The following is a 24,411-nucleotide window of genomic DNA, read 5'->3' on the forward strand; positions in this document are numbered from 1 at the left end:
TGTATTGCATGGGCAATGGTAGCAATCAACATTGAGACGGAAGACGGACAAAAAGAAGCGCTACGTCGGATGCTGACGATTCGAGCGTTCGACACGAAGGCGGGCGAACTGTTCGGTGACGGGGAACTGCCGGGGTTCGTCCACCTCTACATCGGTGAAGAGGCGGTCGGCGTCGGGGCGTGCGCCGCGCTGGAAGAGGACGACTACATCACGAGCACGCACCGCGGCCACGGCCACTGTATCGCAAAAGGACTGGACCTGGAGCGGATGATGGCCGAACTGTACGGTAAGGCGAACGGCTACTGCAACGGCAAGGGCGGTTCGATGCACATCGCGGACGTCGATGCGGGCATGCTGGGCGCGAACGGTATCGTCGGTGCCGGGCCGCCGCTCGCCACAGGGGCCGCGCTCACGTCGCAAGTCAAGGGCGAGGACACGGTAGCGCTGGCGTTCTTCGGCGACGGTGCCGTCGCGCAGGGGCAGATTCACGAGGCCATCAACCTCGCGGCGACGTGGAACCTCCCGGCGGTATTCCTCGTCGAGAACAACCAGTTCGGCGAGGGGACCCCGGTCGAAAAGCAACACAACCTCCAAAACCTGAGCGAGACGGCGGAGGCGTACAACATCCCCGGCTTCACGGTCGACGGGATGGACGTGACCGCCGTCTTCGAAGCCGTCAAGGAGGCCCGAAAGCGCGCGGTGGACCGCGAGGGACCGACCTTCATCGAGGCGGACACCTACCGCTACCGCGGTCACTTCGAGGGCGACCAACAACCGTATCGAACCGACGAGGACATCGACCTCTGGAAGGAGAACGACGCCATCGAGTCGTTCAAGGAGCGACTCATCGACGCCGGAACCATCACGGAATCGGAGTTCGAGGAGATGGAAGCCGACATCAGCGCACAGGTGGAGGAGGCGGCGAAGAACGCCAAAGAAGCGGACTACCCCGACCCGAACGAGGCCTACGACGACATGTTCAACGCAACAGTACCGGAGATAGACGGCTTTGCACAGCAGATGCGGACCGACGGAGGTGAGGACCGATGAGCACGGAAAGCGCGCCGTCGTCCGGACCGTCCCAGACGGAGGAGATGACGGTACGGGAGGCGATTCGCCTGGCGATGCGGGAGGAACTGGACCGCGACGATGACGTCTTCGTCATCGGCGAGGACGTCGGCGAGTTCGGCGGCGTCTTCGAGGTGACGAGCGGTCTCGTGGACGAGTACGGCGAGGACCGAATCCGGGATACGCCGATAAGCGAAGCCGGATTCATGGGCGCGGCAGTCGGTGCGGCGGCGACCGGGACGCGACCCGTCGTCGAAATCATGTTCGCGGACTTCCTCGGCGTCTGCTCGGAGCAGATAATCAACCAGATGGCCAAGAATCGGTACATGTTCGGCGGCAAGACCGAGATGCCGGTGACGGTTCGAACGACCGAGGGTGGCGGCATGGGTGCGGCCAGTCAGCACTCCGGCACGCTGCACACGTGGTTCGCCCACTTCCCGGGCATCATCGCCGTGGCCCCCGGAACGCCGCGGGCCGCGAAGGGGTTGTTGAAGTCGGCTATCCGCTCGGACGACCCCGTGTTCGTGTTCGAGAACAAGGCGATGTACGAGCAGACGGGCGAGGTACCGCTCGACGAGGACTACACCATCCCGCTCGGGACGGCCAAGGTCGAGCGCGAGGGTGACGACGTGACGGTCGTCGCGACCCAACGACTGGTCGGCGAATCGCTCGACCTCGCGGACGAACTCGCGGGCGAGACGAGCGTCGAAGTCATCGACCTCCGGTCGCTCTACCCGTTGGACACCGACACGCTCGTCGAGAGCGTGAACAAGACGGGTCGCCTCGTCATCGCGGACGAGAGTCCGCTCTCGTACGGCACCCACGCGGAGGTGGCGACGCGAGTCATGGAGAACGCGTTCTTCAGCCTCGACGCGCCGATTCAGCGCGTCGGCGTCGCGGACGTTCACATCCCGTTCAGCCCCGCGCTGGAGGAGGAAGTGCTCCCGGACGCTGACGACGTGAAAGCGGCCATCGACCGCATCGTATAAGTGTCCCAGACAGTGGGACTCATCGTCAACCCGGTCGCCGGACGCGACATCCGGCGACTGACGGGCGGTGCCAGCGTCAGTAGCAACTACGCGAAACGTCGGACGGCGACGTGCGCCCTCGAAGGCCTGACGGTGACGGACGACATCGAAGTCCTCGTCATGCCGGACAACGCCGGACTCGCAGATAGAATCGTGGCGGGCGCGCCGGACGACCTCGTGGTCAACCTGCTGGACATGACCGTCACGGCGACCGGCGAGGACGCTCGAACCGCCGCGGAGCGGTTCGCGGCCGAGGCGGATGCCGTCGTCGTGCTGGGCGGCGACGGAACGAACCGCGACGTGGCCCACGGTATCGGCGACGTGCCAGTGGTGAGCATCTCCACCGGTACGAACAACGTCGTCCCGACGCCCATCGACGGGACCGTCGCGGGCGTCGCCGCGGGGGTCGTCGCGACGGGGGCGGTACCGGCCGACGAGGCGACGGTGCGGCACGGAAGCGTCGAGGGACTCGTGGACGACGGAACGGGAGTGCGCCGAATCCGCGGACTGGCGACGCTCGGGATTTTAGACCGGCAGTTCGTCGGAACCCGAGCGATTCTCGACCCGGGGGACATCATCGGCGGCGTCGTCTCGCGCGCGTCGCCGACCGAAATCGGTCTCCCCGGAATCGCTGGCGGATTCGCGGTCCACCGCCCCGACGACCCCGGCGGCGTCGGCTTCCGATTGGAGACGAAAGGCGAGCGAGAGGAACGCGACGAGAACCGGAATCGAGAACGGAAAGTGCGGGCCGTCACCGTTCCGGGCGTCGTTTCCACCGTTTCCGTCGAGGAACACCGGGTGCTCGCCGACGGCGAGGCGTTCGAGTTCGACGTTTCGAGCGGCGTTATCAGCGCCGACGGCGAGCGCGAACTCGAAGTTCGGGACGCGGCCGTCAGATTGCGACCCGTCGCCGACGGGCCGCGACTCGTCCGAATCGAGCGGGTGGTAGAACGGGCCGCGAGCGAGGGCTACTTCGGCGTCGAGTGACGGAGTTTCCCTACTTTTCGCCCGCCGCAATCACGAGCGGCCACGGGTTTTCGACGTGCTCGACGAGCGTTCCGAGGAAGCGTGCGGCGTCCGCCCCGTCCACGATTCGGTGGTCGAACGAGAGCGAGAAGGAGATGCGCTTGCGAACGGCTACCTCGTCGTCGTCGGTCGGAACCACTTCGCGTTTGATGGCGTTGACGCCGAGGATGGCGATTTGGGGCGGGTTGATGACCGGGTCGAACCGCTCGACGCCGAGGACGCCGAGGTTCGAGACGGTCATCGTTCCCCCCGTGAGGTCGTCCATCGTGTACTCACCGGAGAGCGCTCGGGCGGTCACTTCCCTCCGCCTCGCCGCGAGCTCGGAGAGCGAGAGCGAATCCACGTCGCGGATGACGGGGGCGATGAGTCCGGCGTCGATATCGACGGCGACGCAGATATTGTGTGATTCGTGAAGCTGGTGCACGCCATCCTCGAAGGTGGCGTTGAACTCCGGGTGCGCGTCGAGCGCTGCCGACAGCGCGGTCAGGAGGACGTCCGTCACGGACACGTCGGGGGCGAGCGCCTCGTCCGCGGCCGCCGCCGCGGCGAGCAGTTCCTCGGCGTCGGCGGAGCGATGTTCGGTGACGTGCACCGCCTCGCGGTCGCTCTGGCCGAGGCGGTCCGCGATGGTGCGACGCATACCCGTCAGCGGTCGTTCCTCGTCGCGGGTTCCGGGAACCGTCTCCGGTTCGTCGTATTCCGTCCCCTCGACCGCCAGCCGAACGTCGCTTTCCGTGAGCGGACCTTCGACGGCCGCCCCGACGGTTTCCACGTCGACGCCCAACTCGCGTGCGAGTCGGCGGGCGCTCGGCGTGGCGAACACCCGACCGGAGGGAACGTCGGGTTCGGCGGCCGATTTCGCCTCCGATTCCATTTCCGCCGCCTCCGCTTCCATCGACTCGGCTTCCGTCGCCTCCGCCGCGGCCTCGACGTCGCCCTCGGTCACGGCACCCTGTGGTCCGGTTCCTTCGACGGTGTGAAGCGCCACGTCCAGTTCCTCCGCCCGTCGCTTGGCCCGCGGCGTCGCTTTGACGTCAGTCGGCGGTTCGGCCGTTTCACTCTCGGCTGCCGCTTCGACGTCGCTCTCGTCGATGGCACCCTGCGGCCCGGTGCCGTCGATGGTCGTCAGGTCGACGCCGAGTTCGTCGGCCCGTCGCTTCGCTCGGGGCGTCGCCTTGACCTGCGTCGTCGCCGTACCGCTGGATTCGGCGGCTGACTCCCGGTCGGCGGTCCGAGCCGTGGATTCGCTCGCGGCGGCGGATGACGCTTCGGACGGCGTTTCCGCGGACGCTCCTTCGACCTCCGCGACCAATCCGTCGATGTCAGCGTCGGGTGCGGCGACGATGCCGAGCGGCGCGCCCGGGTCGGTAACGTCGCCTTCCTCGACGAAGACCCGCCTGAGCACGCCCTCCTCCCGCGCGTCGATTTCGGCCGTCGTCTTCTCCGATTCGATTTCGGCGATGACGTCGCCTTCCGCTATCGCGTCGCCCTCCGAAACGGTCCACGCGTTGAGTGTCCCGGAGTCCATCTCCAGCCCCAGTTTGGGCATTTTGACAATGTATCCCATGACAGAGCTAGACAGTGGCGGTTGTATTAAATCTCCACGGCGGGGTTGGGAATGGTGCATTTCGACTGACGGGTCCGAGACGACGAGCGCGACTTCGACCGGACATCCCGGTGAAAATCGATGTCGAAACGGGAGGGAATAGGGCGAGGTTGCGTGTGCCAGTACAATCCTTTCACGTCTCGCGGGAGAAACGAAGGGTATGGCAACGGAATCCAACGAGGAGACGTATTCGTGCGAGCACTGTGACGAGGAGTTCGACGGAGAGGAACGGCTCTACGACCACATGCGGGACGAACACGGCATCACCCCGGAGGAGCAACACAGCGAGGAGTCCGCGGCGGCCCCCTCGGACGCGAGTGCGTCCACCGGGTCGCTCACCGACGAAACCAACGAATCGCCGTCGGCGGCCGAGCCGTCGGAAGCGGCCGGACCCTCGGAGAACGAGGACGATATCGAACCCGACTCGGACGACACCGACGAACGCGGGAACTGAGGGACTCGAATCGACGGGCGAACACGGCGACCCGACAAGAGGTATTTTTTCGAATCAGTCTCCACGGACCGACGACCGGCCGTCCGCGGAGGAACCGAACAGGTCCGTTTCGAAGTAGGTCAGTTCGACGATGAGGGAGACCGCGGCGAGCGCCGCGACGGTGTAGAAGACGCCGCGCTGGGCCGAAAAGAGGTGCCAGAGCATCGTGGGGAGAAACAGGACCGTGCCGACCAGCCCGATTGCGGGCGGAATCGCCGACACGTCTTCGTGGTCGCGCTGGGTCAGCGCGAGGTAACTCGTCCCGCCGAAGACGACGATGAACGTCAGCGACGCGAACGAGGTGATACCCTCCAGACTCCCGGCGACGGTGAACGCCGCGGTCAGCACGCCGAGAACGAGGATGATGTGCTTCGGCAAGTCCTCGTCCGCGTGGAACTCGTCGGACGAACTGGCGTCGAGTTTCTTGGGCAAGAGCCCGTTCTCGATGAGACGGTCGGAGAACTGCGCACTCGTGAACAGCGTCGCGTTGATGGCGCTGGCGGTGGAGAACAGCGCCGAAAGGGAGATGACGAGTTCGCCCCAGTAGCCGCCGAACTCCGAAGCGGCGGTCGCCAGCGCGACTTCGGGGTGTTCGGACACCAGCGCGACGCCGACGATGCTGGTGGTGACGATGGCGACGCCGATGTAGATGAAGACGGCGGTCGGAATCGAGAGGTAGATTGCGGTCGGATTGGTGTCGCTGTGGTCCTTGATGGTCCCTTGCGAGTACATGAGCAGCTGCCAGCCCTGAAACGCCACGAACGACATCGCGGCGGCCATGATGGGTGCGAAGCTCACCGAATCGAGGCCGGTGTGGATGCCGCCGTTGGACGACCCGAACCAGAAACCGACCACGACGAACCCGATGAGGACGGCAATCTTGACGACGACGAGCGCGACTTCGACCCAGCCCGACTCCTCGACGCCGACGAGGTAGAGGGCGACGAAGATACCGATGATGGACAGGGACAGCACCGCCCGTAACGGGAGCCCGAGGACGTGCTCGATACCTGCGATATCGACGGCGTGGTTGCCGAAGGCGTAGGCGTACATGGCTATCGAGCCGACGTAGCCGAACAGGAGGGTCCACCCCGCCATCCCCGCGAGCGTGGAACTGTCCGCGAACCACTCCAGATAGGTCGGCGATGCACCTTCGGGGTCGCTCAGTTAATTCAGTTTGATGTACGAGTACCCGGCGCACATCGCCACGATTCCCGCCAAGACGAACGAGAGCCACGCCAGCGCGCCGGACACTTTCACCACGACGCCGAGAACCGCGTAGATACCGCCACCGATCATCCCGCCGAGGGCCATCGACACCGCACCGGTCAAACCGAGGCCCCCGCCGTCTATGTCGTCACTCATTTTCGCTAGCTTGGCAGTTGGAGGCTTTTCACTTTTGTAGCCGCATGTGGAACCAATTCATAAGGAAAGCGGGTCCGAACGAGGTGTCGCGGAATTCCCGATTCGAACGGAGACGGCCACAACGGTTTGCAGGGAGGAGTGATTTAGACGAGACGATGGTAGACATTCGCTTCGACACGCTTCCCCCCCGAAACCGACTCGGCTGGTGGGTTTTCGTCCTCCTACTCGCGCTCGTTGCGGGGTTCGTCACCTACTCGTTCGTGGGGCTGGTGGTGCTCGGAGTCTTCGGCTACTACGCGACCCGTCCCATCTATCGGCGGCTGCGCGTCATCACCGATTCGGACGGGGTGATAGCGGCGTTGACACTCCTCGTGGTGTTTCTCCCCATCGTTCTGCTCACGTTCTACGCAGGATTTCAGCTGTTTCAGCAGGCACAGCAAGCGTTCGGCGGTACCGCAAATTCGACGCTCGTCACGAACTATCTCGGCGCACTTCCGAAAGCACAACAGGAGCGGGTCCTCGCCGCCATGCAGCAGCCACAGCAGTTCGTCTCCAACCCGCAAAAGACGGTGCAGACGGTGCTTCATTCGGGACTACGGGTCACATCGGCCGTCATCGGCGGGATAATGCTCATCGCGCTCTCGGTGACGCTCGCGTACTTCTTCCTGAAAAACGACGATCAACTCTCCTCGGGACTCACCCAGTTGTTCGGGGGAAAGGACACGACGGCGTACGCCTACGCCGTCGCCGTGGACGAGGACCTCGAATCCGTCTTCTTCGGCAACCTGCTGTTCATCGTCGTGATGTCACTCATCGCGGCGGCCGCCTACTGGGGGACGAACGTCGTCGCGCCGGGCGACCTTCACGTTCCGATGGTGTTCGTGCTCGCGTTCCTCACCGGCGTGGCGAGCCTGATTCCCATCGTCGTCGGGAAACTCGTCTACCTGCCGGTCGTCGGCTATCTCGGGATACAGGCGGTGAACGCGGGCGGAGACTACCTCGTGTTCGTCGGGGGCGTGCTCGTCGTCTACTTCCTCCTGCTCGATACGCTGCCACAGACGTTCCTCCAACCGTACATCACCGGCCGCCAACTCGACATGGTGATGATGATGTTCGCCTACCTGCTCGGCCCCATCCTCTTCGGCTGGTACGGCTTCTTCCTGCTCCCGATACTGTTCATCCTGATGCTGGAGGCGGTTCGCATCGTCCTCCCGGAACTCCTTCACGGGGACCCGCTCACCCCGTCCGTCTCGATGGGAGAATCGGTCGGCACGAACCCGAGTTCGGTGGGGGACGTACCACAAGACGGAAAAACGGACGAGGGCAGCGGTGACGCGGAGGCGGACGTCGAATAGCGCGCGTCGAACCCGCGTTCCCGCCGAATCTTTTTCGGACATCGACGATGTAGCCACGACGATGTTCGCGCACATCCACCAGTATCAACACGAGCAGGTTGCGGACGCCAATCGGACGGCCGGGGAGTCTCAGACCGAGGATTCGGTCGACAAGGACGCGGAGGAGTACTTCGGCAAGAACATGAACGAGTTCGACATCGAAACGTGGGAAACCGTCGAGTACGAGGGAGACCCGATTCAACGACGAACCGTCGCCCTCGACGACGTGGTTGCGATTTCCGTGCCGGACGAACCCGCCGAGGGTGACGACCCCGACCTGCCGGGCCGGACGATTCAGGTCCGAACGGGCGGGGGCGAAACGTTCGTTTCACAGGCCAAAATCGTCGAGGTGCAGGATGCGAACCCCGAGGGAACGTGAATTTTGGGACAGCAGTGAACCGCGGGCGTGAGTCCGCGGGACAAACCGGCCGGAAGATACAGCAAAGTCAAGCGATTCTACCAACTAATGCGAGAGTTCCACGTCCACACGCCTGACGACGAACGGGAGGCCGTCGCGTCGATTCTCGACGAGTACGATGTCGATTACACGGTCGTGAGCGAGGACGCGGGGAGCGCGCTCTTTTTCTTTCCGCTTCCGACCGCGATGGTCGAACCGATTCTCGACGAGTTTCGAGACTCGGGACTCGACGCGGAGGTCGATACCGTCTCGACGAAGGCGGAGTTGGTCGAGACGCCGAACTTCACCGAACTCCGACAGCGGTACAGCGGGTCCGTTCAGAAACTCTCGAAAGCCGAACTGCACGCCAAAATCCGGGAGATGCAGTGGCCGTATCAACTCTACTACCTCGGGACGCTCCTCTCCGTCATCGCGGCCGCCGCGGGGTTGCTGCTGGACCAACCGGCGCTCATCATCGGGTCGATGATCATCGCGCCGCAGGTGAGTTCCGCCCTCGCGGCACCGGCCGGCGTTCTCTTGGGCGACTGGGAGTTGTTCGTCGACAGCGTGAGAGAACAAGGGCTCGGCCTCGGCGTCGCGATACTCGCCGCGGCGCTGTTCGGATGGGTCGTTCGGTGGACGGGGGTCGTCCCGCCGGGGTTGTCGATACTGCACGTCGAACTCGTCGGCGTCCGACTCGCGCCGACCGCCCTGTCCACGCTCGGTGCCATCATCGCCGGTATCGTGGGCGCGTTCGGCTACACGACGGAACAGTCCACGACCATCATCGGCGTCATGATAGCGGCTGCGATAATCCCGGCGGCGGCGGCGACGGGACTCGCAATCGCGTGGGCGACGCCGCTGCTCGCCGTCGGCGCGTTTCTCCTCCTGCTCGTCAACATCCTCGCCATCAACATCGGCGCGCTGGTCACGCTCCTCGGGATGGGGTACGCGCCGAGATGGGCGGAGGAGGATGGGTCGTTCCGCGAGTCGATTCCGTCCGGGCGACGAACGGCGGTGTACGGGACGCTCGCCATCCTCCTGCTCGCGACGGTCGGGACGGGGGTTCTGACCGGGACAAACGTCGCGTTCAGTCGGACGACGAACCGGAACGTGGAAACGACGCTCGACCGACCCGCGTACTCGAACCTCTCCCTGTCGGGGGTGCAAACGGCGTACGGCGGAATGGGGTGGCGGTCGACGCCCGCGAACGTGACGGTGGTCGTCAGTCGTAGTTCCAACACGGCGTACAGCGACCTCCCCACCCTGTTGGAGCGGCAAATCGAGCGAGACGCGAACCGGAACGTCCACGTTACCGTCGAATTCACCGAGTCGGGAACGGCGAACGCGAGGAACACCTCGAACACGTATCGTTCGTTCCCGCACCCCAGGGTTTCGAGCCCGCACGGAGCGTGAATAGTTCGGTCGCGGTGCGAAGTCCTCTCGCCGGTATCACAAAGTACCTTTCACCAGCAGGCACAGCGAAGGAGTGGCCCCTCGTCGAAGGACGAACCCAAATGCAACCGAAAGACCACCGCGAACGCGACCCGGCGGACCGACCGGACGCGCCGTTGGACGAGCGCTATCCGGGGTTGAAGGTGCTAACGGAATCGCCGGAGAACGCACAGACCGCCTCCCGGGAACACCTCGAAAACTACCTGACGCCGCGCGAGGAGCATTACATCCGAACTCACCACCGGACGCCGAAAATCGACGCCGAGGAGTGGGCGGTTTCGCTGACCGGCATGGTCGAGAATGAGGTCGAACTCTCGGTGGCGGAGATAAAACACGACTACCCGACCGAATCGGTCGTGCACATGATGGAGTGTTCGGGGAACGGACGGGCGTACTTCGACCCCGACGCGGAGGGGGACCAGTGGACTGTCGGCGCGGTCGGGAGCGCGGTGTGGACCGGGACGCCGGTTCGTGCCGTCCTCGAAGCGCACGAGGCCGCCACCGACGACGGACTATGGCTGTCCGTGATGGGCGGGGAAGCGAAAGAGGACGAGGACGTGTTCTGTCGGTCGATTCCGATGGGAAAGGTGCTGGACGATTGCCTGCTTGCATACGAGATGAACGGCGAACCGATGACGCCGGAGCACGGCTATCCGCTTCGCCTCCTCGTCCCGGGGTGGTTCGGGAACAACAGCGTCAAATGGGTCGACCGGATGCACGTCATGGAAACGATGGTGTCGGGAGACGAGTGGGAGTCGAAGGGCGGACGCGACTACACGGAGTACCAGCAGTCCTCGTATCGAATCGTTCCGGCCCAGGACGACGAACCGGAGCGCTACGAGTCGGTGGAGACGTTCAGCACGTACGAACAGATGCGGAAGACCGACGAGATTCGAAACGCCTACTGCTTCGACCAACTCGTCAAGTCGCTCATCACGTCGCCGACGGGCGACGCCACGCCGTCGACCGACGGGCGGGTCGAAATCACGGGCGTCGCGTGGTCCGGTGACGATGCGGTCGAGCGCGTCGAGGTGTCGGTCGACGGCGGCGAGACGTGGAACGACGCCGAGTTCGTCGGACCGGACCTCGGACGCCACGCCGTCCGAAAGTTCCGGTACGTGTGGGACGCGACGGCGGGAGAGCACGCGCTGCTCTCTCGGGCGACCAACGAAGAGGGACGCACACAACCGGCGACCGTCTCGGACCCCGACGAGGGTCTTCGCGGGATTACGGACGGAAAATACCCGTGGAACGAGAAGGGGTACGGAAACAACGCCTACCGCCCGCTCGGCGTCTCCGTTTCGGTCGAGGAGTAGACGGCCGAATCGTTCGGATTGTCACGTCGTCCACGGGAGTCGGTCGAACAATCGGTCTATCACCACCACCCCTCCGGCGATGACGACCCACAGGACGAGAACCGCGGCTATCAGCACGACCCAGTGAGGGACCGGCGTCGGGGGAGAACCCGGGTGGAGCGGGATGAAAGGGGAGAGCGTCATCGTAATCGGTGCTCAGACGTTTTCGGAGGGAGTTTCCCGTCCCTCGCTCGACCCCGTTCGGTAGACGTAGAGACCGGCCCCGATGATGAGGAGGCTGACGACCATCCAGTGGGGATTGTAGCGACCGCCCCGCGAGAGGGGTTGGTGGAGTCCCAGAAGCACGTGGTCGACCAGAACGTCGTAGAGGTCGAACGCGCCCAGGCCGACGACGGCGGAACCGGCTATCGGGCGAACGGGTAACGGACTCGCCGCGCGTCGTTCGGCCCGCCAGAGGAGTCCGCCGCCGATTCCCATGATGACGACCATGGTGATGGAGAACAACCCGTCGGCGAGCATGTTCGTTCGCAGTCCTGCCATCGTGGTTTGCGGATACAGGCCGGAGACGAGGTGGTGCCACTGCAACACGAGGTGGAGCACCAGTACATCTATCAGGCCGCTGAATCCGAATCCGAAGATACCGGCAGCGAGGAGTGCTCGCCGCGTCACGCCGCCGAACGCGTCTCGTTGATGACTCATGGATGTTCGATGGACAGGCGCGACGGGCTTAGACGACGGGGCTCAACTCGCAGGCGATTTAAAACGGGTTTCGACGGGGGGTCATCGTTCCTCGATTCGAACGTCTGTGACTACCCCACGCACCGCCCAATCGCCTTGGTTAGGAGTATATCGTCGTACCTTCGGGGTCGTCCAGTCGCCGTTCTTCCGGTCGGCGCGAACGTCGCGTCGAACGCGTGAATCCTCCTCGCCGTCGATTTCGACCCGCAGTCGTTCCTCCGGGTCGTAGTCGACGGGCGTCGCCTCCCCCTCGATGGTCGAGTCGCCATCGACCGTCATCCGAATTCGTTCACCCAATTCCACGTCGCCAAGCGTTTGAACGAGCGTCATTCGTGGACACCTCTCGACTGTGAATTAGCGGGACCGATAGCTCGGTTTCTAGCGGACGTTTCCAACGAGCGGCAAAAAACGAGGAACGGTGGCATGCTTAGTCATCGGCGGTCGCCTGCTGGTCGAACTGTTCGCCCGCCTGCGAGAGTTCGTCGAGGGCTGACTGCTCTTCGCGGAGCGTCTCCGCCAGCATGTCCGACGCCTCATCGTGGCCGAGTTTCTGGGCCAGCGACGTGACGTTACCGTAGGCGGCGATTTCGTAGTGTTCGGTCTTCTGCCCGGCGGCGATGTTGTAGCGGTCGAGTATCTCGCCGTCGTTCTCCGAGGCGAACTCCTCGTGCTCCTCGATGAGCGCGTCCACGACTTTCTCGGACTTCTCTTGCGGTTCCTCGCCGAGTTGCGAGAACACTTCTTCGAGGCGGTTTACGTGCTCCTGCGTCTCCTCGCGGTGCTCCGAGAACGCCTCGCGGGCGTCCTCGTCGTCTGTCTGGTCGGCGAGCGTCTCCAGCGCGTCGACGAGCTGTTGTTCGGTGTAGTACAGTTCTTTCAGGCCGTCTACGAGCAGTTGTTCGGTCGAGTCTGTTGTCATAGTAAATCTCCGACTAGGTCGTGTCGACCCACCACAATGAGAATCGAGGCTACATGCGCAGGCACTCTAAAACGGGGGCACCGAACCGGACGAGACGGGTCGAAATCGCGCGGGAAAGAAGCAGGTCGGCGTTCAGTTCCGCTCGTGTCGCCCTTCCTCGAACTCCCCGACAACTTTGTCACAGAAGGCGGGCAAGTCGTCGGGGTTGCGACTGGTGACCAGTCCCTCGTCCACGCCGACTTCCTCGTCCACCCATTCCCCGCCCGCGTTTCGGATGTCCGTCCGTAAACTCGGGTAGGAGGTCAGCGTCCGGCCCTCGACGACATCGGCCTCGACCAGCGTCCACGGACCGTGGCAGATGACGCCGATGGGCTTGCCCGCGTCGAAAACGTTCCGAATCAACTGTACCGCGTCGCTGTCCGCACGGAGTCGGTCCGCCCCGACGGCACCGCCCGGAATCAACAGGGCGTCGTAGTCGGCGGTGGAAACTTCCGAAAACGTTCGTTCGACCTCGTAGGTGCCGCCCTCGTCGAGGTCGTTGTTGACGGTCCGAACCTCGCCGGTTTCGGCACCGACGACATCCACGGTCGCGCCCGCATCGGCAACCGCCTGCTGTGGCTCGGTGAATTCGACCTCCTCGGTTCCGGCCTGTGCGATGAAAATCGCCACGTTCGTGTCGGTGAGTGTGTCTGCCATCGTTCTCCGTCGAGCATAGCGCATCGGTATCCCTAAAGACGACGGCGTACGGCAACCGTCCCAACCGGTTGGGACGGCAAATAGAGAGGGACACGAACCGGAATATCTACGTTACCGTCCGGTTCACGGAGTCGGGAACGGCGAACGCGAGAGGCTCATCGGACTGAGAACACTCACGAGCGCCAGCGATCTCCCGACAGGGGTACGGACTCGTTTCCACCGCGTAAGCGGCCTATACTATTGAGGTTCCCGAGTGGACGGAAAACGAGGGGTTGAATGGGGTATCAGCGGGGGCTTTGCACGCAGTGGTCACGTCGTGACAGATTGACCATCGTCATCATCGCGGTAGCGGTGGCGTTCCTCGTGGGAACGACGGTGTTGTTGGTCGCGGCGAACACGCAAACGTCGTCGATTTCGTCGGGATTCAGCGATTCGATGGCCGTCACCCACTACGACACGGTGGACGAGGCGAACGCCGCCGCCGGGGGAGACGACATCGTGCTTCCGGTCGCAGCGGTCGAGCAAAACGGGACGAGCGGGTACGTCGTCGGCGTCCCGGACGACGCGCCGACCGTTCTTCAGGATATCTCCGTCTCGTGGCGGGAAGCCCGGTTTCCGCACGCGCCGTCGAACGCGACGCTCGCCGGGCCGGTCGAGAACCGAACTCGACAGCGGTTGGTCGGGAGCGGACAGACGAAAACGGTCTCCGTCGCACCGGCGTCGGCGGACAAGTCCGTCTTCCCGTCGTCGTGGTACGTCGGCGACCCCGCCACGGTCCGGTCGCTCGGCGCGACCGGCGCGTACGTCGTGGATACGACGCCGAAGAGCGGCGGCGGGGCGGGAGGCGGAATCGCGGGCGTCGTCACGCCCGGCCTGTACCAGTATTTCATCGCGGGAATGGGGGGCGTGGTGGACCTGTTGGGACTGGCGACCGTCGGCGGCGGCGTCCTCGTTCTCGTCGTCGTGTACAACGTCACCCGGATGAGCGTCCGCGACCGGTTGGACGCCATCGAGGTCATCCGCGCCACCGGCGGGACGCCGCGGAGCCTGCTCGCCATCTTCGGCGTTCGCGCCGGACTGCTCACCGGAGTCGGCATCGCCCTCGGCTACGCGCTCGGCATCATCGTCACGAGGGGTGTCGTCAACGCCGCGGTGGCCGCCGGGCTTCGGATTTCGCTGTCGCCGTCGGTCACACCGGCCGTGCTCCGTGTTCTCCTCCCCGGATTCGCCTGCCTGCTGTTCGCCGGTGTCGCCGCGGGCGTGCTCGCCGTCCGACCGGCGACGAAGACCCCCCCGTCCCATCTCCAGCAATTATACAGCCAGCGCGGGGGGACGAGCGAAACGCGATGGTCGAAGGTCGACGGGCGGGTGCCGTCGGTCGTGGATACGACCGTGCTCCAGTGGCGTGCGGTCGTCCCGGCGGCGACGATACTGACCATCTTCGTCCTCATCGTGCTCCTCGTCGGGTCGTTGGTCGGCGTCCTCGCTCCCCTCGCCACGACGTCGGGCGGGACGGTGACCGAACCCGGCGCGCCGTACCCGATGGCGAGCCGAATCGACGCCGGATACGCCGACTTGCTCCGCCAACAGGGTGTCACGGCCAGCCCGGAAATCATCGTCGTCCAACTCCGGGACGGACAGCCGTATCTGGCCAGAGGGGCGAACTGGAGTTCGTTCGCGGGGGTGTCGAACGCGACGCTCATAGACGGACGCGCACCGCGGGACAAGTACGACGCCGTTATCGGCCGCGACCTCGCGCGGACGCTGAACGTCGGCGTCGGCGACAGCCTCACGCTCGGCGGCGCGTCCTCCCCCGCGTTCACGCAGGTCACGATTACCGGCGTGTACGCGGCCGAGGGAATCGGGGACGACCAACTCGTGGTTCCGCTCGCGACCGCACACGACCTCTCGACCGACCCCGGTACCGTCCACTTCATTCGCACGGCTGGGGGCGACGCGCGCCTGTCACGGTCGCAATCGAACACACCGGATATCGTCGTCAGCAGCGTTTCGGCACCGGATACGGCAGTTCGTGGAACGAAGATTCCGGTACGGATTTCGATGCGGAACGCTCGTTCGACGGAAAAGACACGGCGGCTGACGGTGACGTTGGGGTCCGCCTCGAACTCGCGCACGATCACGCTCGGGGGCGGTGAACGACGGACCGTGACGATGAACGTATCGGCATCGTCGCTCGGGAATCGGACGCTCCGCGTCGGAGGGTACACGCAGTCGGTCGGTGTGTACAGCGAGCCGCCGCTGTCCGTGCCCACGTTGCCGTCACAGGCACCGCCAAACGAGACGATGGCAGTCCCTGTTCGGACGATAAACGGCGGGAACGTCTCCGGTGCGACGGTTCGCGTGGGAGAGCAAACCGCGCGGACGAACGAGGACGGAATCGCGGTCGTTCGCCTGCCGGGAGAGGAGGGTAACTACGACCTGACCGTCCGCAAGGGGAACCGAACGAACACGTCACGCCTGCACATCGCGTCGGGGGCGACGCGCGAACCGATCGGAGCCGTTCGCGTTTCGCCGGACGAGGTGAGTGCCGTCTCCCGTCCGACGACGAAACTCGTCGTGTTCAACCCGTGGAGCAAACCGATAACGCGGACGCTCTCGCTCGTCACACCGACGGGAACGAAGGAGAAAACCGTCTCCCTCGATCCGTACGAATCCGCGGTCACGACGTCGGAACTCGGCGGCGCTGCCGGTGGTTCCGGGTCGAGTGACTCGAACGACCGACTGACGCCGGGGGAGTATTCGGTTCGGCTGGTGTCCGGCGGACGGACGATTGCGGCGGACTCGTTCACCGTCCACGGCGACGACCGGACGTTCTCCACGCTCGCCCGGAACACGGAGTACGCCAGCGGAAGCGGACTCGGGCAAGCCGTTCGCGGCGTGTTCGGCAACTTCAACCTCCTGTTGTTGGTGATGGTCGTCCTCGCCGGACTAACTGCGGTCGGCGGAACGACGGCGACGTTCGCCCAAGCCGTCCACGCGCGACGGCGCGCCGTCGGGGTGTACCGCGCGACCGGCGCGACGCGAGGGAGACTAGTTCGCATCCTCCTCGCCGACGCCTGTCGCCTCTCGATTCCGGCCATCGCCGCCGCGCTCGTGGCCGCACTGTTGACGGTACGGCTCCTCGCCGTCACCGGGTTGTTCACCGTCTTCGGCATCCGGCTCTCGACCGCCATCCCGCTCCCGATACTCGCCCTCGCGGTGGGGAGTGCGCTCGTGTTGATGGGGCTGAGCGTCCTCATCGCGGCGCTGCCCTACCTCCTCGCCACGCCGACCGCGGTTCAGCGTGGAACGACGAGCGGGGCGGCCGCCGACCGCGAGACGGAAACGGCTTTCGACAGTGAAACGGAATCGTCCTTTGACCGTGAAACGGAATCGCCCTTCGGCCGCGAATCGGAATCGTCATTCGACCGTCACGAGACGCGACCGGAGTGACCATCGATGAGGATGCGACTTCATCGAACCGGAAAAGACTAGACGAAAACGATTGTAGATGGGGGAGAATGACCGAAACCGTACTGGAAGCGAACGCCGTCCGCGTCGTTCGAGGGGGACGCGACGTCATCGAGGACGCCTCGCTCTCCATACCGACGGACGCACAGCTCCTCGTGCAGGGACCGAGCGGCGCGGGAAAGACGACGCTGTTCAACGTGCTCGGATTGCTCGACACACCGACGGACGGGACGGTCACGATTCGAGGCGAGGACACCGCTTCGCTCTCCGAACGAAAACGCGCGAAACTGCGCCGGGAGACGCTCGGCTTCATCTTTCAGGACTTCCAACTCATCGGAGATTTAACCGCGTGGGAGAACGCCGCCCTCCCGCAGGACCACACGGGCGAGCGGGACGAGGAGTGGCTCGAAACGCTGTTCGAGCGGCTCGAAATCGCCGACCGCGCGGACCAGTATCCGGCGACGCTCTCGGGCGGCGAGAAGCAACGCGTCGCCATCGCCCGCGCGCTGGCGAACCGCCCTGCCATCGTGCTCGCGGACGAACCGACCGGCCAACTCGACCCCGACACGACCGAGCAGGTGCTCGATTTACTGTTCCGACTGCAGGAGACGGCGGACACGGCGCTCGTCGTCATCAGCCACGACATGCAGTTGACGCCGCGGTTCGACACCGTGGTTCGATTGGAGGACGGGCGGATTCGAGCGGACCCGACGTGAGAAAGCGGGAGACGCGGGTCGTTCGAGCCGCTACCGGCTTCGAAGCCACGTGACGAACAGAAACGAGAGCGACCCGGTGACGGCGGCGAGAGCGACGGTCACGATTCTGGAAACGCCGCGGGTCGGGGTCATGAACCAAAACGATACCGAGATGGTCAACACCGTTGCGACGAAGCTATGGACGGTCGTTCTCGACGGGGATTTCGTGAGCGACACGGGTGTACTCGAACAACCGTGTCGGAGAACTAAGTAGTTCGGGGAGCGGTACCGTCGTCGGTCGCTCGACGAGGTGATAGTCGGCGTCGGTCGTCGAGTCAGTCGTCAGCGTTCCCCTCGACGGGAACCTCGTCCGTCACGCCGTTCGGCGGCGTCACGGTGTCCAGGAGGTCCTCGACGACATCGACCGGCGAGCGGTCGCTCAACTCCGCCTCGGTGCTCAAGACGAGGCGATGGCGCATCACGGGAACCGCCAGCGCCTTCACGTCGTCGGGAATCACGTAGTCGCGGCCGTGAATCGCGGCGCGGGCCTTCGCGGTGTGGAGCAGTGCGAGCGTCGCGCGCGGCGACCCGCCGTGCGTGAGGTCCGAATGCGTCCGGGACGCGCTCACGAGCGATTGGATGTAGGATTTGACCGACTCGGCGACGTGCACGGTTCGCACCCGCTCGCGCGCGTCGAGGATGTCATCGACGGTCACGACCCGCGAGAGGTCGGTCGGCCCGAGGTCCGGCGTCTCGTCGAACCGGTCGATGAGTCGCAACTCGTCCTCATCGGAGGGGAGGTCCACGGTGAGTTTGCACTGGAATCGGTCGCGTTGCGCTTCGGGCAGTTCGTACGTCCCGTCCATCTCGATGGGGTTCTGGGTGGCGATGACCATGAACGGCGACGGCAGCGACAGGGTGTCGCCTTCGATGGTGACGGTCCGTTCCTGCATGCCTTCGAGCAGTGCGCTCTGTGTTTTCGGCGTGGCGCGGTTGATCTCGTCGGCGACGAGCAGGTTCGTGAATATCGGCCCGCGCTGGAGTTGGAACTCCCCGGTCCCCTCCCGGTAGACGTGGGTGCCGGTGATGTCGGCGGGCAGCAAGTCGGGCGTCATCTGCACGCGGGTAAAATCGAGACCGGTCGTGTGCGCGAATGCGTTCGCAATCGTCGTCTTCGCCACGCCGGGGACGCCTTCGAGAAGGATGTGCCCACGAGTGAGAAGCGAGACGGTGATTCCTTCCACAACGTCGTCGTTACCGATGAGAACGGTCTTCATTTCCTCGGCCAGGACGGAGTAGACTGCCTCGGGGTCCATCGTTTCCGAGTCTTTCGAACGGGAGGGGATAAATCAATGGATTCGCCGAACGGAATCGTCAGTTCGAGCGCTCGTCGCGGTGCGTGGCGACGACGCGTCGAATGCGCTCCGAGTCCCAGTCGGGGTGCCGGTCGCGCAGATACGCTATCATCGCGGCTTCGGACATCTTGGGCGGTTCGACCGGCGACCGCTCCGTCGCTCGCTCGCCCGTCAAGCGAGACGTTCGCTCGTCCAGTCGGGACCGGGCGGACGACCAGAGCCGACGGACGGGTTCCGGCCGCTGTGCCCACGCGAACACGAGCGCGAGACAACCGCCGCCGACGAGGAGTTGCAAGAGCGGGGACTCTCGAAGCACCAAGACGGCGAGCGCGAGCGGCGGGAGGCGCGACGTGTGCGAGTAATCGAGCAGGACGGTGCGGTTGTCGGCGATGACCGCGCGGACGAACTCTCGGTTGCCCGGTCGGTCGAGCATCGAGTTTATCATGGCGCTGGAGTCGCCGACGACGAGGACCCGTCCGTCGCCGAAGCGTTCGACGGTGGCGACCGGCAGCGACGAAATCGCCTCGTTGTCGTCCAGTTGCCGATTGCGGTTCGCGTCGAGATAGGCGAACTCGGACGTGCTGACGAGCACGGTCGCGTTGTTCGGCACGACCGCCGTGCCGTAGTTGAGCGTGAGCGACGACACGTTCGCCACGAGCGAGTGATTCGAAACGTTTCCGGCGACCGGCATCACGGGCGAGCGGTACCGTCGTCGGTCGTCACGGATGGGACGGCCGTCGAGGCGCGCCTCCGTCCCGAGGGCCGAGAGCAGTCGATTCGTTTCCGGACCGTAATCGCCCGCCACGAGGAGCGTTCCGCCCTGTCGAACGAACCGGCGGAGACGCGACTGGTCCGTGGCCGAGTAGTTCCCCTCCGGCGAGAGGATAACCGCGACGGTTTCGTTGGGCGAGACGCGCGAGTAGGCGGCGGTGTCGTGGGCGACCAGCGGCTCCGCTCCGCGATCCGTTGCGATGCCGCGGAGCTTGCTCGTTCCGTCCCACGCGCCGTTGTACGCGCCGAACGAGGCGCTCGACGTGGACGAGGCGACGACGAGTCCGACCACGACGAGGAGGACGAGCGCCCCGAGGACGAGCGTCGGCGTCGGGTAGTCGGTCGGCCGTTTCACGCTCAGAACACCCCCGGCGGGAGAATCGCGAGGATTCGTCGGACGACGATGATACCGAAGACGACCAGCCCGAGCGCGATGAACCACTTCAGCCGTCGTCGCCACCGCGGCGTCACGTTGAACGGTGCGGTGAGTTCGACGATGACGAGCAGTCCGATGAGCGAGAGGACGAAGAACAGTTCCAGCGAGAGGGACCCCAACGCCGCCAGTACGAGGAGGGAGGCGAGCATCCACGCGAGTTGACCGTGGATAAATCGTTGGCGACGTTGAGTCGACATCTACAATTAACCACAGGGACCGGACTTACCAAAGTATCGGTCTTCGGTACCCGGTGGGTTGTTCTCGGAGCCGAAATACCTACCATCGTGTCCGAGAAATGAGAGTGTATGTGGCCCTGGGGACACCTCGCTGTCGGCTACCTCTGCTACTCGCTGTGGTGTCGATACCGGAACCGACCGCCGTCGGCGCTCGGCGCGGTGACCGTCGCCGTCGGCACGCAGTTTCCCGACCTGATAGACAAACCGCTCGCGTGGACGTTCGCCTTGCTCCCGACCGGTCGCTCGCTGACCCACTCGGTCTTCACCGCCGGACTCCTGCTCGCCGCCCTCTGGGTCGGCGCGCGACGATACGATAAACGCCTGCCGCTGGGTGCGTTCGCCATCGGCTACCTGAGCCACCTCGCCATGGATACAGTGAAGCCGGTCATGAACGGAAACTTCGGGGATACGAGTTTCCTGCTGTGGCCCGTCCTCTCGCAACCGGCATACTCGACGCCGAAGAGCTTCCTCGCCCACTTTGCGGAGTTCGAACCGACACCGTTCGTCCTCCTCCAGTTCGCGCTCGCGGGAGTCGCGCTGGTCGTCTGGATCCTCGACGGCGCACCGGGATTCGACGAGGTTCGTCACCTGTGGCCGACGACGAGTCGGGAGCGCGTCGGCGAACGATAGCAGAGACGATAGAGAAAGTCGGCTTGGCGCGGACGACGATGCAACGTCCCCGACGATGGCGAACGGGTCGTCGTCGCTGACGCGCGCCGTCCGCTCGCGGCCATCACCACCGCGACTGCCGCGGTCATCACCAGCACCGGACCACTACTCTCTCAGTCGTCCCGAGTTCCAGACGGCGAATCGGTGAGGAAGTCGAACGACGAGTCGGCGGAGCGGTCGAACGGCGAACCGGCGATGGTTCCCGCCGTGGACCCGCCGTCCGCTCTGGTTTCCGTGGCGGTCCCGCTCCTGGCGGGGGACCCGGCCGCCGCCGTCGCCCCGTCCCGAACGTCGAAGTTCGAAACCTGCTCGTGCAGCGACTCGGCGAGGTCGGAGAGATGCTGGACGTTCCCGGACACCTCCGACAACGAAGCGGTCTGTTCCTCGGTCGCCGCCGAGACGGTGCTCGCCTCCGCCGCGGTCTGGTGGCTCACGCTGGCCGCCTCGTCGATCATCGAAACGACCTCCTCGGCGGAGGTGGCCTGCTCGCCGGTGGCGTCGCTGATCTCCCTGATGCCGCCCTCCGCTTGCCGACTGGCGTCCGCGATTTCGTCGAACATCTCGATGGCGTCCTCGATGGTCTCCGAGCCGTTTTCCACGCGGGCGCTCATCGCCCCCATCCCGTCGGCCGTCTCGGTCGTTAGCGCCTGAATATCGGCGATACTGGACTCGATGTCGTCCGTCGCACGCGCGGTCTCCTCCGCCAAGTCCTTGATCTCGTTCGCAACGACGGCGAACCCGTCGCCCGCCTCACCCGCGCGGGCGGCCTCGATGTTCGCGTTCAACGCCAACAGGTTCGTCTGCTCGGCGATGTTGGCGATCATATCGACGATATCGCCGATTTCGGCCATCTCGTCCTCCAGCGTTGCGACTTGCGTGACCGCCTCGTCCGCCCGCGCTTCGATGGCGTGAATCTCGTCGGTCGCCTCGGCGGCGTACTCCTGTCCCGTTTCGCTTCGTTCGACGGCGGTGGCGGCCGTCGCAGCCACTTCGTCCGCGGCCGAGGCGATTTCTTCGACGGTCGCGGAGACGTCGTTCATCTCGGAGAGGACCTCATCGAAGCTCTCGCTCTGGGTTTCCGCGCCGTACGAGATTTCCTCGACGGATTCGGCGACTTCCTCGCTGGCCTGCTCTATCTCCTCCGTGCTGCACGCCACGTCTTCGCTGGACCCCGCTACCTCGTCCGCGATTCGCTGGACGGTTTCGATGCTGTCGCCGAGTTGCTCGATGCCCGCTTCGAGGGCGGCCGTCACGTCGCCGTAGTCGCCCGGGAAGTCAGTCTCGACCCGTTGGTCGAGTCGCCCCTCTTTCAGCCCCTCGCTCGCGGCCGAAATCTGGTCGAAACTCGCCGACAGTTGGTCGGTGCCGTCCGCGAGGTCGTCCAAGACGGTACCGTACTGTCCCGGTCGGTCCGCGTCGATGGCCTGCTCCAGTCGGCCGTCTCTCAGCCCCTCGCTCGCGGTCGAGATCTGGTCGAAACTCGCCGACAGTTGGGCCATCCCGTCGTCGAGGGTATCCAAGACGGCACCGTACTGGCCCGGTCGGTCCGTCTCGACGGAGCGGTCGAGTCGGCCGTTACGGAGGTCGTCGCTCGCGCTCCGAATCTCCCGAAAACTCCGCGAGAGCTGGTCGCTTCCCTCGTCGATATTTCGCATGATTTCGCCGTAAGTGCCGGGGTAGTCGGTCGTGATATCCTGCTCCAGCCGTCCGGTCTTGAGATTGCGGCTAACCCCGTCGAGGTCGGCGAAGACTCCGCGCAAGTTCTCCTGCATGTCGTTGAAGGCATCGACCATTCGACCCAGTTCGTCGTCCTCGGGGTGGTCGTCGAGGTCGGTGTCGAGGTCGCCTTCGCTCGCGGCGACGGCCGCGTCCGAGAGCCGTTCGACCGGCGACGTGATACGACGGGCGACGAAGAGACCGATAGCGATGGCCGCGAGGAACGACAGGCCGGTCAATCCGACGATTTCCAGCTGGCTCGTCCGCGTGGCGCTGTCGGCGGCGGCCACCTGCTCCCCCATCTGCGTTCGAACGGACTGTTTGATGGAATGCGCCTCCGATTCCATCTCGGTTCCCAGCGGGGTCATCTCCCCCGCCACCCGCGTCGCACGGTTCGTCTCACCGGCCGTTCGCGCGTCGAAGAACTGGCTTCCGAGTTCGTCGTACTCCTCGTGCTGGGAGCGAATCGCGGAAAGGCGGTTCGCTTCCTTCGCGCTCAAGTGCGCGGATTCCAAGGTTCGTATCTGCTCGTCGAACCGCTCGCTCGCATCTTCGAAGTCCGCTTTCGCCCCCGATTCCCCGAGTTGCGCGGCCTGAATCGCCCCTTTCTGTTGCTCGATGGCGATTATCACTTCGGCGGCAGCGTCCATCTCTCGTCCGTCCTCGGCGATTTTGTGGGACTCGGTATCGACCGAGGCCACGGCTTCGTACCCCACGGCCCCCGTCACGGCGACCAGTCCGGCGACCAGAACGAATGCGAATATCAGCTTCGGTCTGAGGTCGAAGCCGTCGATCGTCAGTTTATCCAGTATAGACAGACGGGAGTGTGATCTATCGGTCATTGGAAATTCTCGTTTGTCAGCAACCACCCCCGCCACATAAAATATCGCTTCGTGCACACGTCTTACATTTTATATATTCGTCGAAGACAAGTGGTGGAACGAAAGCGGCAAAACGGGACGTCCGGCGACGGCCGCGTCCGAGAGCCGTTCGACCGGCGACGGCGCGATACCGAACCGAATTCGAGGTTTCCGACGAGCGTTCGACACGACCGTTCGACCGCGTTCCGTCGGACGAGCCATGCGCTCCGTGGACGCTATTCCGCGTCCGAGTTCCCCTCCGTGGCGGCCTCGTACACCGTCTTCCGGTCGTCGAAGTAGACCGGCGCGTCGGCGTCGGCTTCGAACCGAACGACGCGCTTCATCGCCTCCCGGCCGTCGTCGACATCCGACCGGAGGTCCTCGGCGAGGGAGACGTACCCGTCGGCCAGCTCCCGAAAGGCGACCATCCGCGCTCGCTTGGCCTCGACGACCGCCCGCGTTTCGTCGAGGTCCGTCTCCAGTTCCGCGACCGCCGCGGCGTCGATGTCGTCTCCCTCCGTGCCGCTGTCGTCGAGACGCGTTCGTATCTCCGCTATTTCCGCGTCGATGTCGTCCAACAGTTCGTCGGCTTCGGACGCCATCGTTTCGACGCGCCCCGAGAGGAGGCCCGCCTGCGTCTCGCAGTACTCGACGAACTCCTCGGGCGACAGCGAACTCCCGTCTTCGTCGTCCATGGTGGA

The 24,411-nt window shown here is 64.8% G+C and carries 24 protein-coding genes; 11 read left to right on the forward strand and 13 right to left on the reverse strand.

Annotated features, from left to right (window positions below):
- The first annotated feature begins 15 nt into the window (after positions 1 to 15).
- The 3 genes from B208_RS0117775 to B208_RS0117785 are packed head-to-tail and all read left to right on the forward strand — an operon-like array spanning position 16 to position 3,083.
- Positions 16 to 1,050, forward strand: a complete 1,035-nt coding sequence (locus tag B208_RS0117775) for a thiamine pyrophosphate-dependent dehydrogenase E1 component subunit alpha (protein ID WP_007981035.1) — start codon at positions 16 to 18, stop codon at positions 1,048 to 1,050.
- The gene (locus tag B208_RS0117780) at positions 1,047 to 2,057 is read left to right on the forward strand and encodes an alpha-ketoacid dehydrogenase subunit beta (protein ID WP_007981037.1); all 1,011 of its coding nucleotides are present in this window, start codon (positions 1,047 to 1,049) and stop codon (positions 2,055 to 2,057) included. The genes B208_RS0117775 and B208_RS0117780 overlap by 4 nt, the downstream gene beginning before the upstream one ends.
- The gene (locus B208_RS0117785; RefSeq protein WP_026177927.1) at positions 2,058 to 3,083 is read left to right on the forward strand and encodes an NAD(+)/NADH kinase; all 1,026 of its coding nucleotides are present in this window, start codon (positions 2,058 to 2,060) and stop codon (positions 3,081 to 3,083) included.
- A gap of 10 nt (positions 3,084 to 3,093) precedes the next feature.
- On the opposite strand, the gene B208_RS0117790 is transcribed toward B208_RS0117785, so the two are convergent.
- Positions 3,094 to 4,689 carry a 2-oxo acid dehydrogenase subunit E2 gene (locus tag B208_RS0117790; protein WP_007981040.1) on the reverse strand — a complete coding sequence of 532 codons (1,596 nt, stop codon included), beginning with the start codon at positions 4,687 to 4,689 and terminating at the stop codon, positions 3,094 to 3,096.
- Between the two features lie 199 nt (positions 4,690 to 4,888).
- Here B208_RS0117790 and B208_RS0117795 point away from each other — a divergent pair, with 199 nt between their 5' ends.
- Positions 4,889 to 5,182 carry a hypothetical protein gene (locus B208_RS0117795; protein WP_007981042.1) on the forward strand — a complete coding sequence of 98 codons (294 nt, stop codon included), beginning with the start codon at positions 4,889 to 4,891 and terminating at the stop codon, positions 5,180 to 5,182.
- A gap of 54 nt (positions 5,183 to 5,236) precedes the next feature.
- On the opposite strand, the gene B208_RS0117800 is transcribed toward B208_RS0117795, so the two are convergent.
- Entirely contained in the window at positions 5,237 to 6,388 is a 1,152-nt protein-coding gene (locus tag B208_RS0117800; RefSeq protein ID WP_368085861.1) for an APC family permease, read from the reverse strand.
- Positions 6,389 to 6,586, reverse strand: a complete 198-nt coding sequence (locus B208_RS23065; protein ID WP_018129029.1) for a hypothetical protein — start codon at positions 6,584 to 6,586, stop codon at positions 6,389 to 6,391. It lies immediately after the preceding gene.
- A 155-nt stretch (positions 6,587 to 6,741) separates the two neighbouring features.
- Between B208_RS23065 and B208_RS0117805 the strand changes: the two genes are divergently transcribed.
- The 4 genes from B208_RS0117805 to B208_RS0117820 all read left to right on the forward strand — a co-directional run bounded on the left by B208_RS0117805 (position 6,742) and on the right by B208_RS0117820 (position 11,148).
- On the forward strand, positions 6,742 to 7,941 hold the full coding sequence (locus tag B208_RS0117805) for an AI-2E family transporter (protein ID WP_007981044.1): 1,200 nt from the start codon (positions 6,742 to 6,744) through the stop codon (positions 7,939 to 7,941).
- A gap of 61 nt (positions 7,942 to 8,002) precedes the next feature.
- Complete coding sequence (locus B208_RS0117810; protein ID WP_007981046.1) at positions 8,003 to 8,359, forward strand: hypothetical protein; 357 nt, start codon at positions 8,003 to 8,005, stop codon at positions 8,357 to 8,359.
- An 87-nt stretch (positions 8,360 to 8,446) separates the two neighbouring features.
- A complete protein-coding gene (locus tag B208_RS0117815; protein WP_007981047.1) occupies positions 8,447 to 9,793 on the forward strand; it encodes a TIGR00341 family protein in 1,347 nt (448 codons plus the stop codon).
- A 101-nt stretch (positions 9,794 to 9,894) separates the two neighbouring features.
- Positions 9,895 to 11,148: a sulfite oxidase gene (locus B208_RS0117820; RefSeq protein WP_007981048.1), complete on the forward strand. Its 1,254-nt coding sequence runs from the start codon at positions 9,895 to 9,897 to the stop codon at positions 11,146 to 11,148.
- 21 nt (positions 11,149 to 11,169) lie between these two features.
- Here the strand turns inward: B208_RS0117820 and B208_RS24490 are convergent, their stop codons facing one another.
- The 5 genes from B208_RS24490 to B208_RS0117845 all read right to left on the reverse strand — a co-directional run bounded on the left by B208_RS24490 (position 11,170) and on the right by B208_RS0117845 (position 13,501).
- Positions 11,170 to 11,331, reverse strand: coding sequence for a hypothetical protein (locus B208_RS24490; protein ID WP_007981049.1), 162 nt, complete (start codon positions 11,329 to 11,331; stop codon positions 11,170 to 11,172).
- Positions 11,332 to 11,343: 12 nt separating this feature from the next.
- Entirely contained in the window at positions 11,344 to 11,847 is a 504-nt protein-coding gene (locus B208_RS0117830) for a DUF2243 domain-containing protein (RefSeq protein WP_007981050.1), read from the reverse strand.
- Positions 11,848 to 11,928: 81 nt separating this feature from the next.
- Positions 11,929 to 12,216 carry a hypothetical protein gene (locus B208_RS0117835; RefSeq protein WP_007981051.1) on the reverse strand — a complete coding sequence of 96 codons (288 nt, stop codon included), beginning with the start codon at positions 12,214 to 12,216 and terminating at the stop codon, positions 11,929 to 11,931.
- A gap of 97 nt (positions 12,217 to 12,313) precedes the next feature.
- Complete coding sequence (locus B208_RS0117840; RefSeq protein WP_007981052.1) at positions 12,314 to 12,805, reverse strand: YciE/YciF ferroxidase family protein; 492 nt, start codon at positions 12,803 to 12,805, stop codon at positions 12,314 to 12,316.
- A gap of 132 nt (positions 12,806 to 12,937) precedes the next feature.
- On the reverse strand, positions 12,938 to 13,501 hold the full coding sequence (locus B208_RS0117845; protein ID WP_007981054.1) for a type 1 glutamine amidotransferase domain-containing protein: 564 nt from the start codon (positions 13,499 to 13,501) through the stop codon (positions 12,938 to 12,940).
- 276 nt (positions 13,502 to 13,777) lie between these two features.
- Between B208_RS0117845 and B208_RS23070 the strand changes: the two genes are divergently transcribed.
- A complete protein-coding gene (locus B208_RS23070; protein WP_232423857.1) occupies positions 13,778 to 16,954 on the forward strand; it encodes an ABC transporter permease in 3,177 nt (1,058 codons plus the stop codon).
- Positions 16,955 to 17,022: 68 nt separating this feature from the next.
- Complete coding sequence (locus tag B208_RS0117855; protein WP_007981059.1) at positions 17,023 to 17,688, forward strand: ABC transporter ATP-binding protein; 666 nt, start codon at positions 17,023 to 17,025, stop codon at positions 17,686 to 17,688.
- Positions 17,689 to 18,002: 314 nt separating this feature from the next.
- On the opposite strand, the gene B208_RS0117865 is transcribed toward B208_RS0117855, so the two are convergent.
- Genes B208_RS0117865 through B208_RS0117875 form a run of 3 tightly spaced genes read right to left on the reverse strand, consistent with a single transcriptional unit; the run spans position 18,003 to position 20,426 of the window.
- Complete coding sequence (locus tag B208_RS0117865; protein WP_007981062.1) at positions 18,003 to 18,983, reverse strand: AAA family ATPase; 981 nt, start codon at positions 18,981 to 18,983, stop codon at positions 18,003 to 18,005.
- A gap of 58 nt (positions 18,984 to 19,041) precedes the next feature.
- The gene (locus B208_RS0117870; protein ID WP_007981064.1) at positions 19,042 to 20,148 is read right to left on the reverse strand and encodes a DUF4350 domain-containing protein; all 1,107 of its coding nucleotides are present in this window, start codon (positions 20,146 to 20,148) and stop codon (positions 19,042 to 19,044) included.
- 2 nt (positions 20,149 to 20,150) lie between these two features.
- Entirely contained in the window at positions 20,151 to 20,426 is a 276-nt protein-coding gene (locus tag B208_RS0117875) for a hypothetical protein (RefSeq protein WP_026177929.1), read from the reverse strand.
- A 108-nt stretch (positions 20,427 to 20,534) separates the two neighbouring features.
- Between B208_RS0117875 and B208_RS0117880 the strand changes: the two genes are divergently transcribed.
- Complete coding sequence (locus B208_RS0117880; protein ID WP_007981067.1) at positions 20,535 to 21,095, forward strand: metal-dependent hydrolase; 561 nt, start codon at positions 20,535 to 20,537, stop codon at positions 21,093 to 21,095.
- 152 nt (positions 21,096 to 21,247) lie between these two features.
- Here the strand turns inward: B208_RS0117880 and B208_RS0117885 are convergent, their stop codons facing one another.
- Complete coding sequence (locus B208_RS0117885; RefSeq protein WP_007981069.1) at positions 21,248 to 23,692, reverse strand: HAMP domain-containing methyl-accepting chemotaxis protein; 2,445 nt, start codon at positions 23,690 to 23,692, stop codon at positions 21,248 to 21,250.
- Between the two features lie 254 nt (positions 23,693 to 23,946).
- Positions 23,947 to 24,405 (reverse strand): hypothetical protein, encoded by a 459-nt coding sequence (locus B208_RS0117895; protein WP_007981072.1) that lies wholly within the window; start codon positions 24,403 to 24,405, stop codon positions 23,947 to 23,949.
- Positions 24,406 to 24,411 lie beyond the last annotated feature (6 nt).

It is taken from the genome of Haladaptatus paucihalophilus DX253 (assembly GCF_000376445.1).
GTDB lineage: Archaea > Halobacteriota > Halobacteria > Halobacteriales > Haladaptataceae > Haladaptatus > Haladaptatus paucihalophilus.

Coding starts and splice junctions, on each gene's coding strand:
- B208_RS0117775 (WP_007981035.1), top strand. CDS start 16: ATGGTAGCAATCAACATTGAGACGGAAGACGGACAAAAAGAAGCGCTA.
- B208_RS0117780 (WP_007981037.1), top strand. CDS start 1,047: ATGAGCACGGAAAGCGCGCCGTCGTCCGGACCGTCCCAGACGGAGGAG.
- B208_RS0117790 (WP_007981040.1), bottom strand. CDS start 4,689: ATGGGATACATTGTCAAAATGCCCAAACTGGGGCTGGAGATGGACTCC.
- B208_RS0117795 (WP_007981042.1), top strand. CDS start 4,889: ATGGCAACGGAATCCAACGAGGAGACGTATTCGTGCGAGCACTGTGAC.
- B208_RS23065 (WP_018129029.1), bottom strand. CDS start 6,586: ATGAGTGACGACATAGACGGCGGGGGCCTCGGTTTGACCGGTGCGGTG.
- B208_RS0117805 (WP_007981044.1), top strand. CDS start 6,742: ATGGTAGACATTCGCTTCGACACGCTTCCCCCCCGAAACCGACTCGGC.
- B208_RS0117810 (WP_007981046.1), top strand. CDS start 8,003: ATGTTCGCGCACATCCACCAGTATCAACACGAGCAGGTTGCGGACGCC.
- B208_RS0117815 (WP_007981047.1), top strand. CDS start 8,447: ATGCGAGAGTTCCACGTCCACACGCCTGACGACGAACGGGAGGCCGTC.
- B208_RS0117820 (WP_007981048.1), top strand. CDS start 9,895: ATGCAACCGAAAGACCACCGCGAACGCGACCCGGCGGACCGACCGGAC.
- B208_RS24490 (WP_007981049.1), bottom strand. CDS start 11,331: ATGACGCTCTCCCCTTTCATCCCGCTCCACCCGGGTTCTCCCCCGACG.
- B208_RS0117830 (WP_007981050.1), bottom strand. CDS start 11,847: ATGAGTCATCAACGAGACGCGTTCGGCGGCGTGACGCGGCGAGCACTC.
- B208_RS0117835 (WP_007981051.1), bottom strand. CDS start 12,216: ATGACGCTCGTTCAAACGCTTGGCGACGTGGAATTGGGTGAACGAATT.
- B208_RS0117840 (WP_007981052.1), bottom strand. CDS start 12,805: ATGACAACAGACTCGACCGAACAACTGCTCGTAGACGGCCTGAAAGAA.
- B208_RS0117845 (WP_007981054.1), bottom strand. CDS start 13,501: ATGGCAGACACACTCACCGACACGAACGTGGCGATTTTCATCGCACAG.
- B208_RS23070 (WP_232423857.1), top strand. CDS start 13,778: ATGGGGTATCAGCGGGGGCTTTGCACGCAGTGGTCACGTCGTGACAGA.
- B208_RS0117855 (WP_007981059.1), top strand. CDS start 17,023: ATGACCGAAACCGTACTGGAAGCGAACGCCGTCCGCGTCGTTCGAGGG.
- B208_RS0117865 (WP_007981062.1), bottom strand. CDS start 18,983: ATGGACCCCGAGGCAGTCTACTCCGTCCTGGCCGAGGAAATGAAGACC.
- B208_RS0117875 (WP_026177929.1), bottom strand. CDS start 20,426: ATGTCGACTCAACGTCGCCAACGATTTATCCACGGTCAACTCGCGTGG.
- B208_RS0117880 (WP_007981067.1), top strand. CDS start 20,535: ATGTGGCCCTGGGGACACCTCGCTGTCGGCTACCTCTGCTACTCGCTG.
- B208_RS0117885 (WP_007981069.1), bottom strand. CDS start 23,692: ATGACCGATAGATCACACTCCCGTCTGTCTATACTGGATAAACTGACG.
- B208_RS0117895 (WP_007981072.1), bottom strand. CDS start 24,405: ATGGACGACGAAGACGGGAGTTCGCTGTCGCCCGAGGAGTTCGTCGAG.